17 protein-coding genes are annotated in these 15,123 nt (G+C 71.3%); 2 read left to right on the top strand and 15 right to left on the bottom strand.

All coding sequences use genetic code 11. The features are described 5' to 3' along the window. Positions 1 to 11: 11 nt before the first annotated feature. The 12 genes from ACFYPS_RS28760 to paaA all read right to left on the bottom strand — a co-directional run bounded on the left by ACFYPS_RS28760 (position 12) and on the right by paaA (position 9,911). Positions 12 to 377: an NADH-quinone oxidoreductase subunit A gene (locus tag ACFYPS_RS28760; protein WP_074316036.1), complete on the bottom strand. Its 366-nt coding sequence runs from the start codon at positions 375 to 377 to the stop codon at positions 12 to 14. Between the two features lie 134 nt (positions 378 to 511). Continuing rightward, positions 512 to 1,789 carry a geranylgeranyl reductase family protein gene (locus ACFYPS_RS28765; protein ID WP_354967321.1) on the bottom strand — a complete coding sequence of 426 codons (1,278 nt, stop codon included), beginning with the start codon at positions 1,787 to 1,789 and terminating at the stop codon, positions 512 to 514. Positions 1,790 to 1,928: 139 nt separating this feature from the next. Beyond that, on the bottom strand, positions 1,929 to 2,153 hold the full coding sequence (locus tag ACFYPS_RS28770; protein WP_089018103.1) for a hypothetical protein: 225 nt from the start codon (positions 2,151 to 2,153) through the stop codon (positions 1,929 to 1,931). Between the two features lie 94 nt (positions 2,154 to 2,247). Beyond that, complete coding sequence (locus tag ACFYPS_RS28775; RefSeq protein WP_354967320.1) at positions 2,248 to 2,958, bottom strand: demethylmenaquinone methyltransferase; 711 nt, start codon at positions 2,956 to 2,958, stop codon at positions 2,248 to 2,250. Between the two features lie 114 nt (positions 2,959 to 3,072). Next, on the bottom strand, positions 3,073 to 4,356 hold the full coding sequence (locus ACFYPS_RS28780; RefSeq protein ID WP_354967319.1) for an LPXTG cell wall anchor domain-containing protein: 1,284 nt from the start codon (positions 4,354 to 4,356) through the stop codon (positions 3,073 to 3,075). Positions 4,357 to 4,831: 475 nt separating this feature from the next. Then, positions 4,832 to 6,022 (bottom strand): cyclic dehypoxanthinyl futalosine synthase, encoded by a 1,191-nt coding sequence (gene mqnC, locus ACFYPS_RS28785; RefSeq protein WP_354967318.1) that lies wholly within the window; start codon positions 6,020 to 6,022, stop codon positions 4,832 to 4,834. Positions 6,023 to 6,044: 22 nt separating this feature from the next. Continuing rightward, positions 6,045 to 6,185 (bottom strand): hypothetical protein, encoded by a 141-nt coding sequence (locus ACFYPS_RS28790; protein ID WP_354967317.1) that lies wholly within the window; start codon positions 6,183 to 6,185, stop codon positions 6,045 to 6,047. Beyond that, complete coding sequence (gene paaE, locus ACFYPS_RS28795) at positions 6,182 to 7,291, bottom strand: 1,2-phenylacetyl-CoA epoxidase subunit PaaE (RefSeq protein WP_354967316.1); 1,110 nt, start codon at positions 7,289 to 7,291, stop codon at positions 6,182 to 6,184. Before paaE ends, ACFYPS_RS28790 begins: the two co-directional genes overlap by 4 nt. Beyond that, complete coding sequence (gene paaD / locus ACFYPS_RS28800; protein ID WP_354967315.1) at positions 7,288 to 7,764, bottom strand: 1,2-phenylacetyl-CoA epoxidase subunit PaaD; 477 nt, start codon at positions 7,762 to 7,764, stop codon at positions 7,288 to 7,290. The genes paaE and paaD overlap by 4 nt, the downstream gene beginning before the upstream one ends. Continuing rightward, complete coding sequence (paaC, locus tag ACFYPS_RS28805; protein WP_354967314.1) at positions 7,761 to 8,486, bottom strand: 1,2-phenylacetyl-CoA epoxidase subunit PaaC; 726 nt, start codon at positions 8,484 to 8,486, stop codon at positions 7,761 to 7,763. Before paaC ends, paaD begins: the two co-directional genes overlap by 4 nt. A gap of 73 nt (positions 8,487 to 8,559) precedes the next feature. Further along, a complete protein-coding gene (gene paaB / locus ACFYPS_RS28810; protein WP_354967313.1) occupies positions 8,560 to 8,847 on the bottom strand; it encodes a 1,2-phenylacetyl-CoA epoxidase subunit PaaB in 288 nt (95 codons plus the stop codon). Further along, the gene (paaA, locus tag ACFYPS_RS28815; RefSeq protein ID WP_354967312.1) at positions 8,844 to 9,911 is read right to left on the bottom strand and encodes a 1,2-phenylacetyl-CoA epoxidase subunit PaaA; all 1,068 of its coding nucleotides are present in this window, start codon (positions 9,909 to 9,911) and stop codon (positions 8,844 to 8,846) included. The genes paaB and paaA overlap by 4 nt, the downstream gene beginning before the upstream one ends. 374 nt (positions 9,912 to 10,285) lie before the next feature. Between paaA and ACFYPS_RS28820 the strand changes: the two genes are divergently transcribed. Next, positions 10,286 to 11,272, top strand: coding sequence for a serine hydrolase (locus tag ACFYPS_RS28820; protein WP_354967311.1), 987 nt, complete (start codon positions 10,286 to 10,288; stop codon positions 11,270 to 11,272). Further along, positions 11,272 to 12,234, top strand: coding sequence for a hypothetical protein (locus ACFYPS_RS28825; protein ID WP_354967310.1), 963 nt, complete (start codon positions 11,272 to 11,274; stop codon positions 12,232 to 12,234). The genes ACFYPS_RS28820 and ACFYPS_RS28825 overlap by 1 nt, the downstream gene beginning before the upstream one ends. Positions 12,235 to 12,318: 84 nt before the next feature. Here the strand turns inward: ACFYPS_RS28825 and ACFYPS_RS28830 are convergent, their stop codons facing one another. From ACFYPS_RS28830 to ACFYPS_RS28840, 3 genes are read right to left on the bottom strand one after another with little or no spacing between them, the layout of a single operon-like run. Then, complete coding sequence (locus tag ACFYPS_RS28830) at positions 12,319 to 13,170, bottom strand: menaquinone biosynthesis protein (protein ID WP_354967309.1); 852 nt, start codon at positions 13,168 to 13,170, stop codon at positions 12,319 to 12,321. Further along, entirely contained in the window at positions 13,122 to 14,495 is a 1,374-nt protein-coding gene (locus tag ACFYPS_RS28835; protein ID WP_354967308.1) for an MFS transporter, read from the bottom strand. Before ACFYPS_RS28835 ends, ACFYPS_RS28830 begins: the two co-directional genes overlap by 49 nt. Positions 14,496 to 14,536: 41 nt before the next feature. Then, entirely contained in the window at positions 14,537 to 15,121 is a 585-nt protein-coding gene (locus ACFYPS_RS28840; protein ID WP_354967307.1) for a winged helix-turn-helix domain-containing protein, read from the bottom strand. Between the last annotated feature and the right edge of the window lie 2 nt (positions 15,122 to 15,123).

A 15,123-nucleotide genomic window follows, 5' to 3' on the forward strand; every position in this document is an offset into this window, starting at 1 on the left:
ACGTTCCTTCCTCAGTCCCAGTCCAGGCCGCCGCGCCGCCACACATAGGCGTACGCGACGAAGACCGCGACGATGAACAGGACCATCTCCACGAAGCCGAAGATCGGCAGAGCGTCGAACGAGACCGCCCAGGGGTAGAGGAAGATGATCTCGATGTCGAAGACGATGAAGAGCATCGCCGTCAGGTAGAACTTGATCGGGAACCGCCCGCCGCCGACCGGCTGGGGGCTGGGCTCGATGCCGCACTCGTAAGCCTCGAGTTTGGCCTTGTTGTAACGACGGGGACCGGCAAAGCGGGCGGCGCCAACGGAGAACAGCGAAAACGCCGCGGCGAGGGCAAACAGCCCGATGATCGGTGCGTAAGGCGAGAGCGTCATCGTTTTCTCCTGCTCGTCCTTCCCTGCCCTCGGTGCTTGACGAAAATCACACTATTCACGTCCCTCGCGGTGGCTGCCGGCGGGGGTCGATCTCTGTCCGGTCCGGGGCTGTGACCAGCACCGACACGGTCCATCTAGGCCGCTGGCGCTACCTTCGTCATCGCGTTGATGACCCGGTCCATCGCGTCCCCGCCACGCGGGTCGGTCAGGTTGGCCAGCAGCTTGAGTACGAAGCGCATCAGCGTCGGATGCGGCATTCCGTGCTTGGTGGCGATCCGCATGATTTCCGGACGACCGATCAGCTTCACGAAGATGCCGCCCAGCCGGTAGTAGCCACCGAGCCGCGCCTTCAGCTCGTTCGGGTACGCCATCAGCGCCCGCTCCCGCTCCGGGCCGGCGGGCCGCGCGAGGGCCTGCAACGCGACCTCCGCGGCCAGCTCGCCGGACTCCATGGCGTAGGCGATGCCCTCCCCGTTGAACGGGTTGACCATGCCGCCGGAGTCGCCGACCAGCAGCACGCCACGGGTGTAGTGCGGCACCCGGTTGAAGCCCATCGGCAGCGCGGCGCCGAGGATCGGGCCGTCGGCGTTGGCCTCGTCGGTCATTCCCCAGTCGACGGGCGTGTTCGCCAGCCAGTCGGTGAGCAGCCGGCGGTAGTTGGTCTTGCCGAACGCGGAGGACGAGTTGAGCACGCCGAGGCCGACGTTGACCCGCCCGTCACCGAGCCCGAAGATCCAGCCGTACCCGGGCAGCAGGTTGTCGCCGCTGTCCTTGCTGCGCAGCTCCAGCCAGGACTCCAGGTAGTTGTCGTCGTGCTTGACCGGGGAGCGGTAGTAGCGCCGGACGGCCACGCCGATCGGCCGGTCCTCCCGCTTGGCCAGCCCGAGAGCGAGCGGGAACCGGCCGGAGACCCCGTCCGCCGCCACGACCAGCGGCGCGTGGAAGGTGGCGGGCTCCTTGCCCGGGCCCACCTCGGCCTCGACGCCGGTCACCCGGCCGTCGCCGTCGAGCACCGGGCCGAGCACGTTGACGTTGGTCCGCAGCTTGGCGCCGGCGGCCACCGCCCGCTGGGCGAGCAGGTCGTCGAAGTCGAGTCTGGTGCGTACCAGCCCGTAGTTGGGGAAGCTGGCCAGCTCCGGCCAGTCCAGTTCCAGGCGCACCCCGCCGCCGATCACCCGCAAGCCCCGGTTGTGCAGCCAGCCGGCCTCGGGCGAGGTGTCCACGCCCATCCGGACGAGCTGGCGCACCGCGCGCGGGGTCAGCCCATCGCCGCAGACCTTCTCCCGGGGGAACTCGGTCTTCTCCAGCAGCAGCACCCGTACGCCGTGCCGCGCCAAGTGGTAAGCCGTCGCCGATCCACCGGGACCGGCGCCCACGACGATGACGTCGGCATCGTGTTCCACCGCGGTCATCCGCGCCTCCTCCCGCACGCTCGTGAAATGCTTCACAAGCCAGACGGGACGAGTGTATGACCGGCGTCATACCTGCCCAGGATCAGGGGTACCTAACTCGCAGATGTGACAGTCAACGACCGTCCACAGCAGGCAGGTGTCAGGCCGGACTGGGCGCGTCCAGGCCCGCGTCGACCCGGATGGTCTCCGGCAGGTGCTCGCGTAGCGCGCCGCCGGCCGCCCGGTCCAGCGCGGCCAACACCTCGGCGACGACCTGCCGGACGTCCGCCGGATCAGCGCCCGCCAGCGCGCGCAACTGCGCGATGAGTTCGGCCGCGTCGTCGTCGGTGGCGGCCACCGGGTCCGCCGGCTCTGCTCGGGTCATGCGGACGAGCGTACGACGCAAAGTGGACTAAAGACTGATATTCACGAAACCGGAATATCGTCGGTGTCGGTGTCGGTCGACGGCGCGGGCCGGACTACTCGCGGATGCCCCGGTGCAGGGCGACCACGCCGCCGGTCAGGTTGCGCCACGCCACCCGTCCCCAGCCCGCCGCCGCGACCCGCCCGGCCAGCGCGGCCTGGTCCGGCCAGGCCCGGATCGACTCGGCGAGGTAGACGTACGCCTCGGGGTTGCTGGACACCGTGCGGGCCACCACCGGCAGCGACCGCATCAGGTACGACAGGTAGACCGTCCGGAAGGCGGGGTTGACCGGGGTGCTGAACTCGCAGACCACCAGCCGCCCACCGGGCCGGGTCACCCGGGCCAACTCACGCAGGGCCGCGTCGGTGTCGTTGACGTTGCGCAGCGCGAAGGAGATGGTCACCGCGTCGAAGCTGGCGTCGGCGAACGGCAGCCGCAGCGCGTCTCCCGCCAGCAACGGCACCTCGGGCCGGGCCCGCTTGCCGGCATGCAGCATGCCGAGGGACAGGTCCGCACCGACCGCGTACGCCCCGGACTGCGCCAACTCCCGGGTCGAGACACCGGTGCCGGCGCCCACGTCCAGCACCCGCTCGCCCGGTCGCAGCCCGAGCGCCGCCCGGGTGGACCGACGCCAGGAGCGGTCCTGGCCGAAGGAGAGCACCGTGTTGGTCAGGTCGTATCGCTCGGCTACGCCGTCGAACATCGCGGCGACCTCGTGCGGCTGCTTGTCCAGGCTGGCGCGCTGGCCCTGCGGGGTACGGCTCACCCCTCCACTCTGCCAGCCGTCCGCCGCCCGACGGTCGCTGGGTGGCGCGGCAGGGATCCCGGCACACGAAAAGGGCGGGGTGGTCACCCACCCCGCCCGCACGTCGTGCCAGCGTCAGTCGGTCGACTTCTCGTCACCCGGGGCGACCAGGACGACCTTGCGCCGGCGGGAGAGCACCAGCAGCGCCCCGCCCGCGAGCAGGATCATGCCGCCGATGCCGCCGATCAGGCCGACCTGCACACCGGTCACCGGCAGCCCGCCGTCGTCGTCGCCACCACCGCCACCGCCACCCGCGCCCGGCGACGTGGTCGCGCCCGGGGTCGTCGTGCCGCCCGGGGTCGGCGTCGCCGTCACCGTGGGCGTGGAGGTCGCGGTGAGAGTCGGTGTCGGGGTCGGGGTCGGCTGCACGGTCAGGTCGACGAACACGTCGAACTGCGCGATGTTGTCCCCGTGGTCAGTTTCGGTGAACGCCCGGCGCTGCGCGCTGGTCGCCACCTGCGGCTGCTCCTCAGGGCTGCCCTGAGCGGCGTCCAGGCCGGCGGCGAAGAGGAACCCGGGCCGGAGCACCGGCTCGGTCACGTCCGCGCCGATCCGCACCCGCACCCGCACATCGGCGGTGTAGAACTGACCCGGCTTCAGCACCACGCCGGAGTCCTCGCAGTACGCGTTCGCCAGACCGTTCAGCGGCTGCTCCACGCAACCCTCCGGCAGCTCAGCGAAGGTGACGCCCGCCGGCAGCGTGAAGCCGTACGCCAGGCCGGTGGCCTTGCGGCTCCCGTCGTTGTAGACCGCCCAGTCCAGCGGGGCGGTCTCGCCAGGCCGGACCGACGTGCGACCGGCCTCGCCCGTCTCGTCACCGTCCACCACCACGTCGGCGTAGACGTCCTGCACCCAGGTGGTCAGGTCGTAGCCGGGCTTGGCCACGGTGATCTCATGCTCGACGGTGTTGTCGTCGGTGAAGGGATCGGCGGTGGCCGAGCTGACGGTGACCACCAGCGTGCCGGCCGCGCCGCGACCACCCGTCGAGAACAGCGGGATGCCGAAGTCCTCGGTGGTGCCGGCAGCCAGGTCGCCGAGGAGGCAGCTGAAGGTGGTGCCGGCGACCTCGCAGCCGTCCCAGGCGAGCACACCGACCTTGCGGTCCTTCAGGCCCTTGGTCTCAACGGTAACCCGGACGTCCTTGGCGTCGACCGTGCTCCTGGTGTTGTCCACCTGAAACTTGAACGGCTTGGCCTTGGCTTCCTTGACGCCCTTCGCCAACTCGTAGCTGAGCGGCACCAGGGCCAGGTCGGCCTGGTCGGCGGCCTGGGCCGGGGCGGCCACGGTGGCCAGGCCACCGGCCGCGAGCAGGGCCACGACGCCCGCGCGGGCCAGGGCCGAGCGGTGGAACGGTGTCATCGGTCCCCCGGGGATAGGGAAGAAAGAATGGTTGCGGAACGAGCGGACGTTATCGAAGGTCGATCTTCCGCGCCAGCCGGCGGGGCCGCTTTCATCCGTCCGGTCGGGAGGGAGCAGACGGTACGGGCGGAATGGTCACCCATCCCGCCCGTACCGCTGTGCGTTATGTGAACGGCCCGCACGGGCCGATGGAGGACTGTCTCGCGCCGTCGCTCGACCCGCACCATCAGACCACCCGCCACCAGCACGGTCGTGCCGATTCCACTGATCCGCCCATCGACGGTGCCGGCGGTCGCCGGTGTGGATCGTGCACGGTGACGAAGGGTATGAGGCGGCACGCTAGCCGCGCACGATCAACTCCACCACCCCTGACCGGCAGCTTGGCCGCCGCAGCGACCGGGACCACCCGGACCGCCGAGGCGGCCGGGCGGGAGCATGAGCCACGCTCAGCCGAACGGCCGGGCCTCGACCAGGATCAGTTGACCTCGACCAGCGGCAGGGAACGGCCGGCGCCGCCGCCGGGCAGCGCGATCGAGGAGAAGTGCGAGACCACCCGGTCGTCGGTCGGGTCGTCGGCCGGCGTGTGGTGCACGGCGAGCCGGTTGTAGAGGGTGTCCCGCTGCGCGGGAATCCGGTCCGCCGAGCGGATCATCCCGATCAGCTCGTGCAGGTTGGAGCGGTGCCGCGCTCCGGCCGAGGAGATGACGTTCTCCTCCAGCATGATCGAGCCGAGGTCGTCGACGCCCATGTGCAGCGCGAGCTGCCCGACGTCCTTGCCGGTGGTCAGCCAGGACGCCTGCAGGTGCGGCACGGTCTCGAAGAAGAGCCGGGCCACCGCGACCAACCGCAGGTATTCCAGCGTGGTCGCCTGGGTGCGGCCCTTGAGGTGGTTGTTCTCCGGCTGGTACGTCCATGGAATGAAGGACCGGAACCCGCGGGTGCGGTCCTGCACGTCGCGGATCATGCGCAGGTGCTCGATCCGCTCCGCGTGCGTCTCGCCGGTGCCCATCATCATCGTGGCGGTCGACTCGATGCCCTGCCGGTGGGCCAGCTCCATGACCTCCAGCCAGCGCTCACCCGACTCCTTGAGCGGCGCGATGGCCTTGCGGGGCCGCTCGGGCAGCATCTCCGCGCCGGCGCCGGCGATCGAGTCGAGGCCGGCGGCCTTGATCCGGGCGATGGCCTCGTCCAGGCTCACCCCGGAGACCTTGGCCATGTGCAGGATCTCGCTCGGCCCGATGGAGTGGATGACCAGCTGCGGGTACGCCTGCTTGACCGAGGCGAACAGCTCCTCGTAGTACTCGACGCCGTAGTCCGGGTGGTGCCCGCCCTGGAGCATCACCTGGGTCGCGCCCAGCTCGACCGCCTCACCGCAGCGGCGCAGGATCTCCTCGGTCGGGTGCGTCCACCCCTCAGCGTGCTTCGGCGCACGGTAGAACGCGCAGAACTTGCACGCCGTCACGCAGACGTTCGTGTAGTTGATGTTGCGGTCGATCAGGTACGTGACGACGTTGTCCGGGTAGCGCCGCCGGCGCACCGCGTCCGCCGCCTCGCCCAGCGGGTGGAAGGGCGCCTCGGTGTAGAGCAGCAGCGCCTCCTCGGGCGTGATCCGCCCGCCGTCCGCGCCACGCTGCAAGATGTCGTCGATCTCCCGGCTCACCGTCACACCCCGAGCCTACGTCGCCCGTTCACGGGCCGACACGCCCCTCCAGCTCCGGTGACGAGCGCCCCAGCGCCGGCCTGCGCAGCAGCGGGTCGTTGAATGCCCCGGCCGCGGCCCGGACGTTGGGGTCGATCTCCACGCGGAACAGGCGGGACAGCATCCTCACGCGTCGTAGTCGACCGTGAGCCTGTCGGTGGTCGGGCTGGACTGGCAGGTCAGGACGTAGCCGGCGGCCAGCTCGTCGGGCTCCAGGGCGTAGTTGCGGGCCATCGTGACCGCGCCGTCGACGACCTTCGCCTTGCAGGTCGAGCAGACACCGCCCTTGCAGGCGTACGGCAGCTCGCCGCGCACCTTCAGCGCGGCGTCCAGCACCCGCTCCTCGCGGCCCATCGTGAAACTCGACGACCGGCCGTCCAGCACGATCGTGACCTCGGCCCCGGCGCCCGCCTGGTCCGTGGGGCGGCGCACCGGCTCCGGTGGCGCGTCGACGTGGAACAGCTCGGTGTGCACCGACGACTCCGGCAGCCCGAGCTCGGCCAGCACGGCCCGGACGTCGACCACCATGCCGTACGGCCCGCAGAGGAACCACTCCTCGATGGCGTAGCCCGGCACGATCGTGCCCAGCAACCGGCCCAACCGCTCGGTGTCGATCCGCCCGGAGAGCAGCGGTGACTCGCCCTGCTCCCGGGAGAGCACGTGCACCAGGTGCAGCCGGGTGGGATACCGGTCCTTCAGGTCCGCCAACTCCTCGGCGAACATCACCGTGTTCGCCGTGCGGTTGCCGTACACCAGGGTGAAGGTGCTGGCCGGCTCGACGGCCAGGGCGGTCGCGACCAGCGCGAGCACCGGGGTGATGCCGGAGCCGGCGACGACCGCGCCGTAGTGCCGCACACGGTCCGGTGCGAAGGCCGTGGTGAAGGTGCCCAGCGGCGGCAGCACCTCGACGGTGTCGCCATGGCGCAGCGCGCCGCAGGCGAACGCCGAGAAGGCGCCTCCGGGGACCTCCCGCACCCCGATCCGCAGCCGGCCGTGCCGGGCCAGGTCGTCCGGTGTGGAGCAGATGGAGTACGAGCGGCGCACGTCCGTGCCGTCCTCGGTCACCCGTCGCACGGTGAGGTGCTGACCCGCGCGGAACGCGAAGGTCTCCCGCAACTCCTCTGGTACGGCGAAGGTGACCGCCACGGCGTCGTCGGTGAGCCGGTCGACGGCGGCGACGGGCAGCGGGTGGAAGACCGGCCGGCGGCGGACCGGCCGGGTGATGGTGACTGTCACAGCGCCTTCAGGTGGTCGAAGGGTTCGGAGCAGGAGCGGCAGCGCCACAGCGCCTTGCACGCGGTGGAGCCGAACCGGCTGACCTGCTCGGTCTCTGGTGAGCCGCAGTGCGGGCAGCGGACCGCGAGGGTCAGCGGCACCACGCCGGCGGCGGGCACCGGGGCCGGCGGGGCGATCCCGGCGGCGGCGAGCTTCGCCCGCCCGCTGTCGGAGATCCAGTCGGTGCTCCACGATGGGCTGTAGACCGTGCGGACCTCGGCGTCCGGGTGACCGGCGAGCGCCAACGCGCGGCGGATGTCGGCCCGGATCACGTCCATCGCCGGGCAGCCGGTGTACGTCGGGGTGATGGTGACGACGACCCGCCCGCTGCCCGGATCCTTCTCGACCGCGCGCAGGATGCCCAGCTCGTCGATGGTGATCACCCGAATCTCCGGGTCCACCACGCTCGCCGCGGCCGACCTCGCGTCGCTCACCACTTAGCTCCGGGGTGTGCCCGGTGCAGCACCTGCATCTCGGCGAGCAGGTACGACAGGTGCTCGGTGTGCACGCCCGTCCGCCCGCCGGCCGGCGCCCAGCGGCCCTCGGGCCGGGTGAGCGTCGCCTCGGCCAGCACCGGGCCGACGGTGTCGTCGAACGCCGACCGCAAGGTGGCCGGGTCGACCGGCGTCTCCGGATCAGCGGCGAACAGCTCGTGGGTGTACGGCCAGACCTGGTCGACGGCCGCCTGCATCCGACGGTGCGACTCCTCGGTGCCGTCGCCGAGCCGCTTCACCCACAACGCGCCGTGGTCCAGGTGGTACGCCGACTCCTTGCGCGCCTTGGCGCCGATCGCGGCCAGCCGCTCGTCCCGGCACCCGGCCAGCGCGGTGTACAGCGGTAGCTGGTACGCCGCCAGGAAGAACAGCTTCGCCATGGTCACCGCGAAGTCGCCGTTCGGTAGCTCGACCAGGAGCGCGTTGCGGAACTCGCGGTCGTCGCGCAGGTACGCCAGCGCGTCCTCGTCCCGGCCGGCGCCCTCCAGCTCGCCCGCGTACGACAGCAGCAGGCGGGCTGCGCCGAGCTGGTCGAGGGCGATGTTCGCCAGCGCGATGTCCTCTTCCATCTCCGGCGCGCGAGTGGTCCATTCGGCCAGCCGTTGCGCGGCGATCAACGCGTCGTCGCCGAGGGCGAGGGTGAAGTCGACGGGGCCGTTCACGCCGCCACCTCGCTTCGCTCGGCGGCGCAACGCGCCGCGCCGCTGAGCTGACTGGTTCGCTCGCTCCGCCCGCTCACAGGTGGGCCACCCCGTCCGGCACCTCGTAGAAGGTGGGGTGGCGGTAGACCTTGTCGGCGGCGGGGTCGAAGAAGGCGTCCTTCTCGTCCGGGCTGGACGCGGTGATGGCGCTGGCCGGCACCACCCAGATCGACACGCCCTCCTGCCGCCGGGTGTAGAGATCCCGGGCGTTGCGCAGGGCCAGCTCGGCGTCGGGGGCGTGCAGGCTGCCGACGTGGGTGTGCGACAGCCCGCGCCGGGCCCGCACGAAGACCTCCCACAACGGGGTGTTCTCGGTACTCACGCCGCCACCTTCTCCCTCTGTCCAGCCCGCTTGGCGGCGTACGCCGCGGCGGCCTCGCGCACCCAGGCGCCCTCGGCGTGCGCGGCCCGCCGGCGCGTCATCCGCTCCCGGTTGCACGGCCCGTCGCCGGAGATCACCCGCATCAACTCGTCGTAGTCCGGCTGCGTGTAGTCGTACGCCTGCCGCTCCTCGTTCCAGCGCAGGTCCGCGTCGGGGATGCGGAGCCGCAGGACCTCCGCCTGCTGGACGCACATGTCCACGAAGCGCTGGCGCAGATCGTCGTTGGAGAAGCGCTTGATCTTCCAGGCCATCGACTGCGTGGAGTGCGTGGAGTTGCCGTCCGGCGGACCGAACATGGCCAGCGACGGGTACCACCAGCGGTCCACCGCGTCCTGGGCCATCGCCTGCTGGGCCGGGGTGCCGTGCGACAGGGTGTGCAGGATCTCGTAGCCCTGGCGCTGGTGGAACGACTCCTCCTTGCAGACCCGGATCATCGCCCGCGCGTACGGGCCGTAGGAGCAGCGGCACAGGGGCACCTGGTTGACGATCGCCGCGCCGTCCACGAGCCAGCCGATCGCGCCCATGTCAGCCCAGGTCAGCGTGGGGTAATTGAAGATCGAGCTGTACTTCTGCCGCCCGTCGAGCAGCAGCCGGACCAGCTCGTCCCGGCTGATGCCGAGGGTCTCGGCGGCGGCGTAGAGGTAGAGGCCGTGGCCCGCCTCGTCCTGCACCTTGGCCAGCAGGATCGCCTTGCGCTTGAGCGAGGGCGCCCGGCTGATCCAGTTCCCCTCCGGCTGCATGCCGATGATCTCGGAGTGGGCGTGCTGGGCGATCTGCCGGATCAACGTCTTGCGGTACGCGTCCGGCATCCAGTCCCGCGGCTCGATCTTCTGCTCCGCGTCGACCACCGCGGTGAAGTACGCCGCCAGGTCCTCGTCCGGCGCGGGGCCGCCGCGCCGCTGCCGCGCGGCTGCGGCGCGTAGCTCCGCCTCGGCCGCCTCGACCTCGCCGAGCAGGCCGCCGCCGGTTGCGTCGTCCGGGGCGGAGAAGTCATTGCCATACATGAGGACAAGTGTTACAGCTTGCGCCCCGATGCACCAGGGGGTGTAACAGGAAACCCGAGTCACGTTCGGTCACTCCTGGGCGCTTCCTTCTTTACCCAGGGCGACCGCGTCGGCTATGACTTGGCTCACTCGGCAAAGGTGAATCCGCCTAGAAGCCTCATACCGGCGCGACATCCCACCTTTATCGCGCTTTGCCAGGTGTCGGGCTCTGGCGGTCGGCCGGTCCGGACGTACACTTCTGCCGGTCACACGATCGGCTGCCCAGAATCGCCGTCTCCACAGAGGCCACCTCCCCCGGCCTCGGCGATCGCACCGGTCGCCCCGGACAACAAGCCGGTCTCCCCCGGCCCTGACATCTGGAGCTCACCCAACTCATGCGATCCCGCGTGATCATGGTGTTCGCCGTCGTGGCGGTCCTGCTCGGTGGCGTCCTGCTGGTCCCCGCCGCGTACGCCCGGCTCGCCGGCGACGGCAGCGGTGGAGGCGGAGGCGGCGCCGGGAGCGTCGCCGCGCCCGCACCGACCCCACCGCCACCACCCACACTCGCCGCTGGCCCGGTGTCGGTGGCCTTCAAGGGCGAGTTCTTCTCGTGGGCGTTGCTGGACCGGCAGACCGGCAAGATCTCCGGATCGTCGAACATGACCGCGACCAGCTCCACCGAATCGATGATCAAGGCCTGGATCGTCTCCGACTATCTGCGGCAGCTCAAGGACAAGGAGCCGACCGCGTCGCTGAAGGAGGCGGCCCGGCTCGCGATCATCGACAGCAACGACACCGCGGCCAACAAGGTCCATGCCGCTGCGGGCGGCTCGTACAAGGCGTCGAAGAGCAGCAAACCCGACGCGGTGATCCAGCGTGCGATCACGATCTGCGGGCTGACCGACACCAAGCGCGGCAACGTCGAGCCCTACACCGGCTACTGGAGCTTCACCCGGATGTCCCCGCGCGACGCGGTCCGGCTCGGCGACTGCATCGCCGACGGCAAGGCCGCCGGCCCGAAGTGGACCAAGTGGGTGCTGGATCAGATGAGCAAGGTCCGGGGCACCACCGCGAAAAAGGACCAGAAGAGCGAGTACGGCGGTGGCCGCTGGGGCATCATCAACGGCCTGCCAAAGTCGATCACCGCCCAGGGTCCGGTCAGCATCAAGAACGGCTGGACGCCGATCAACTACGACGGCAACTGGCACGTCAACTGCCTCGCGGTCAACGGCAAGTGGAGCCTCGCGGTGATGCTGCGCTACCCGATCAAGAGCGGGCTGGACTACGGCGCGCAGGTCTGCGCCAGCGTGGCCACCCAGCTCGTCACCCCGCAGCCCGGCGCCGCGCTCAAGGTGCCGCAGCAGCCGGTCGGGAAGCTCTGATGGCCGGCAACCGTCGGGCCGAGCGTCGCGGCGGTCGCGAGGCGTCCCCGCTGCGGATGATCGCGATCGCGGTCGTCCTGATCGGGCTGGTCCTGGTGTCGCTGCGGCTGCTGCCCGGGTCGCCCTTCGAGTCGGCTGCCGCCGTCCGGTGGGGCGACGCCGGAACGACCAGCGACCGGTCCACCGGCGGGGCCACCAACCGCAGCGCCCGTCAGCCGGCCATGCCGCCGAGCGCCAGTCCCAGCCCGTCCCTGGAGCCGCTGCCGTTCCAGGCCAAGGACCTCAAGCTCGACATCGAGGGCTGGTACTCCTGGAGCGTGCTCGACCGTCGGACCGGAAAGATCATCGGCTCCAAGAACATGGACGAGACCAGCACCACCGCTTCGATGATCAAGTCGTGGATCGTCGCCGACTACCTGCGCCGCACGGCCGACGCCGGCGACACCCCGAGCGACGCGAAGCTCGCCGACGCGACACGGATCATCCGGGACAGCGACAACACCCGCGCCGAGCAGTTCTACAACTCGGTCGGCCGCGCCGCCTCGATCCGGCGGCTGCTCACCATGTGCAAGCTAACCGACAGCAGCGTCGCCCCCGATGGCGGCTGGAGCCGCACGGCGCTCTCCCCTCGGGACACCGCCCGGCTGGGCAACTGCATCGCCGACGGCACCGCCGCCGGACCGAAGTGGACCAAGTGGCTGCTCAACGAGATGCGGCTGGTGCGCGGCGCCGGTGACTTCGGCATCCGCAAGGCGTTCCCAGCGGCGGAGCGGAAGCAGATCGCCATCAAGAACGGGTGGATCGACCGGACCAGGGAGCAGGAGATGCACATCAACTGCCTGGCCATCGGCGACACCTGGACGATGGGCGTGATGGTCAAGTACCCGATCGGCATGGGCTACGACTACGGCATGAAGAACTGCGAGAAGATCACCGAGGCCCTGCTCCGCCCCGGCGTCTGACCCACGCTCCACGGCCGCGCCTGGCGGGCCAGGCCGCTCGGCGCGAAACCGGGGGCTCAGCCCGCTCGGCGCGGATCCGGCGGCTCAGCCCGCGAAGAACTCCGGGCCGCCTTCCGGCAGCGCCGGGACCTCGCCGAGCGCGGCAGCCCGCCGGGCGAACTCCCGCAGACCGGCGACCTGCCGGTCACCCAGCGAGAAGTCCAGGGTCCGGAAGTACGTGGCCAGCGTCGCGGCGTCGAACGTCTCCCAGCGGGCCGCCGCTTCCGCAACCTGGTCCAGCTCGGCCAGGCAGAGGTCACGCGAGCGCAGGAACGCCTCGTGCACCTCCTTGACCAGCCCCGGGTGAGCGGCGGCGAAGTCGCGTCGGACCGCCCAGACCGCGAAGACCATCGGCAGGCCGCTCCACTCCCGCCAAGCCTGCCCGAGGTCGGTCACCGTGAGCCCCCGGCTCGGCGCCTCGTAGAGCGCCCGCAGCGCCACGTCACCGATCAGCACCCCGGCATCGGCCTCCAGCAGCATCTGGGTCAGGTCCGGCGGGCAGCGGAAGTAGTCGGGCCGGACGTTGTACCGCTCGGCGAGCAGCAGCTGGGCCAGCAGCACCCCGGTCCGTGAGGTGGAGCCGAGCGCCACCCGGGCGCCGTCCAGCTCACCGAGGGGGCGGGTGGAGACCATGTTGACCGAGAGCACCGGCCCGTCGCTGCCCACCGCCAGGCCCGGCAGGAGCAGCAGCTCGTCCGCGTGCCGCAGGTACTCCACCAGCGAGATCGGGCCGATGTCCAGGTCACCGGCGACCAGGGCGGCGTTCAACTGGTCCGGCGTTTCCTTGTGCAGATCCACGTCGAGCAGGGCACCGGAGCGCATCAGACCCCAGTAGATCGGAAGGCAGTTCAGGAACTGGATGTGCCCGACCCGGGGACGTGCGATGCGCTCAGCCATGATCCGACCGTATCCCTGGTCGGCGGCTCCGGCTCGGCGGGTCCGCCCGGAGTGGCCAACCCCGCATCCGGCCCGGTCCACCGCTGGTGCCGCGGTCCGCCCGGGTCGTTCGGCGACGGCCGGCGTACCACCCGCGCGACGACCGGCACGAAGGCCAGCACCACCAGCAGTCCGGCCCCGCCGGCCGCGGCGATCAGTGGCCGGGGCGGGACGACCGTGAGCAGCGCGCCGCCGACCAGAAAGCCGGTCATCGAGCCTCCCTGCACCGCCGCGCCGTAACTGGCGTACGCCCGGGCCCGCATCGCCTCCGGCACCCGCCGAGCGGTGAGCAGGTTGGCGAAGACGTTCTCGCCCCCGTTGGCCGCGCCCCCCACCAGCCAGAGCGGCACCAGCAGGCTCGCCGCCGGCACCACTGCGGCGAGCAGCACCATCAGGCTGCACCCGGCCAGCGTGAGCAGCACCCCACGGACCAGGGCGCCGTCGTCGTCCAGCCGGCGGGCGAGCCGGGCGGCGAGCCAGCCACCGGGCAGCATCCCCGCCATCCAGGCGGCGCTGACCAGGCCGTACGTGGTCGGCGACCCGTTCAGGGTCTCCCGGATGAAGAAAACCTCGATCACGTTGATGCCGCCGATCGCCGCGATCACCACTGCGGTGCTCACCACCATGACGAGCATCAGCGGGTCCCGGCGCAGCCGCCAGGCGGGGGCCGTACCGCGTGGGTTGGCCGGGGTGACCACCGCGGTGGTCCGCCGACCACCGCGCCGCGTCCGCAGCAGCAGACCGGCGACCACCAGTGCCAGGTAGGTCGCGGCGTCGAGCAGCAGCGGTACGCGGGTGCCGAACTGCCCCACCAGCAGCCCGGCCAGCACCGGGCCGCCGAGCGCACCGAGGGAGACGGCGGTCTGACTGATCGCGCCCGCCCGTGGCAGGTCACCCGGGCGGACCATCGCCGGCAGCAGCGCCGCCAGGCACGGCTGGGTCACCGCCAGCCCGCAGGCGAGCAGTGCGACGAGCCCCACCACCAGAACCGGTTGGTCGACGAGGGCGAGCAGTGCACAGATCGCGGCCTGGGCCAGCCCGACGGTCACCAGCAGGGTGCGGCTGTCCACCCGGTCGGCGAGCCGGCCGGCGAGTGGGGCGAGCACCACCAGGGGCAGGGTGGCGGCGAGCAGCAGCCCTGACACGGCGAGCCCGCCGGCGCCGGCGCCCTGCAGCGCCAGCGCGAGCGCGGTGGCGGCGAGGAAGTCACCGCAGATCGTGGTGCCGCGCGCGGTGGCGGCGAGCCACACGTCCGACCAGCGCGACTCGTCAGATGTGAAGGCCATACTTCGAAAATAATCCTTCACATCTGGTCGACGCAATCCCGCTACGCCAGCGGCACCACCCGGTACTGCACGGAGACGGCGCGGGCCCCCGGCGGCGGGTCGGCCCGGCCCCGTCGAAGGCGGTACGGCCTGAACAGCGCCACGACCGCCTCGTTCAGCTCGGCCAACTCCTCGGCGGTGAGCAGCAGGAGCGTGTCGTTGAACAGCGCCGTGTCGTACCACTCGGCGGGCTCGTCCCCGGCGCGCCGCAGCCAGTCCCGGGTCCGCTCCATGGCCCGGACCGCGTGCGCCTCCACCAGCGCCTGTTCGGCGGCGCGCGCCTCGGGCCCGGCCTCGCGGCCCGCGTCGACCATCCAACTCGGACTGGGCGTGCGCCACACCCGCTCCCGGGCGTCCCCCCGGCTCGGCGCCTGCTCCACCAGGCCGAACTTCGCCAGCGCCCGCAGGTGGTAACTGGTCGCGCTCGGTGACAGCCCGGCGATCTCGGCGCACTCGGTGGCGGTCCCACCACCCTCACGGCTGCTCAGATACTCCATGATCGCGATCCGGGCCGGGTGGGCCAGCGCCCGCATCACCTGCGGGTCACTGATCATCATCCAACGCGGCTCGGGGCGGGCCTCGGTCATAC

This window comes from Micromonospora sp. NPDC005087 (assembly GCF_042872965.1).
In the GTDB taxonomy this organism is placed as follows: domain Bacteria; phylum Actinomycetota; class Actinomycetes; order Mycobacteriales; family Micromonosporaceae; genus Micromonospora.

Excerpts from the sequence above, each read along its gene's own strand:
- ACFYPS_RS28770 (WP_089018103.1), bottom strand. The coding sequence starts at position 2,153 with ATGACCCGAGCAGAGCCGGCGGACCCGGTGGCCGCCACCGACGACGAC.
- ACFYPS_RS28820 (WP_354967311.1), top strand. The coding sequence starts at position 10,286 with ATGCGATCCCGCGTGATCATGGTGTTCGCCGTCGTGGCGGTCCTGCTC.
- ACFYPS_RS28835 (WP_354967308.1), bottom strand. The coding sequence starts at position 14,495 with ATGGCCTTCACATCTGACGAGTCGCGCTGGTCGGACGTGTGGCTCGCC.
- ACFYPS_RS28830 (WP_354967309.1), bottom strand. The coding sequence starts at position 13,170 with ATGGCTGAGCGCATCGCACGTCCCCGGGTCGGGCACATCCAGTTCCTG.
- paaA (WP_354967312.1), bottom strand. The coding sequence starts at position 9,911 with ATGTATGGCAATGACTTCTCCGCCCCGGACGACGCAACCGGCGGCGGC.
- ACFYPS_RS28760 (WP_074316036.1), bottom strand. The coding sequence starts at position 377 with ATGACGCTCTCGCCTTACGCACCGATCATCGGGCTGTTTGCCCTCGCC.
- ACFYPS_RS28825 (WP_354967310.1), top strand. The coding sequence starts at position 11,272 with ATGGCCGGCAACCGTCGGGCCGAGCGTCGCGGCGGTCGCGAGGCGTCC.
- ACFYPS_RS28780 (WP_354967319.1), bottom strand. The coding sequence starts at position 4,356 with ATGACACCGTTCCACCGCTCGGCCCTGGCCCGCGCGGGCGTCGTGGCC.
- ACFYPS_RS28765 (WP_354967321.1), bottom strand. The coding sequence starts at position 1,789 with ATGACCGCGGTGGAACACGATGCCGACGTCATCGTCGTGGGCGCCGGT.
- ACFYPS_RS28840 (WP_354967307.1), bottom strand. The coding sequence starts at position 15,121 with ATGACCGAGGCCCGCCCCGAGCCGCGTTGGATGATGATCAGTGACCCG.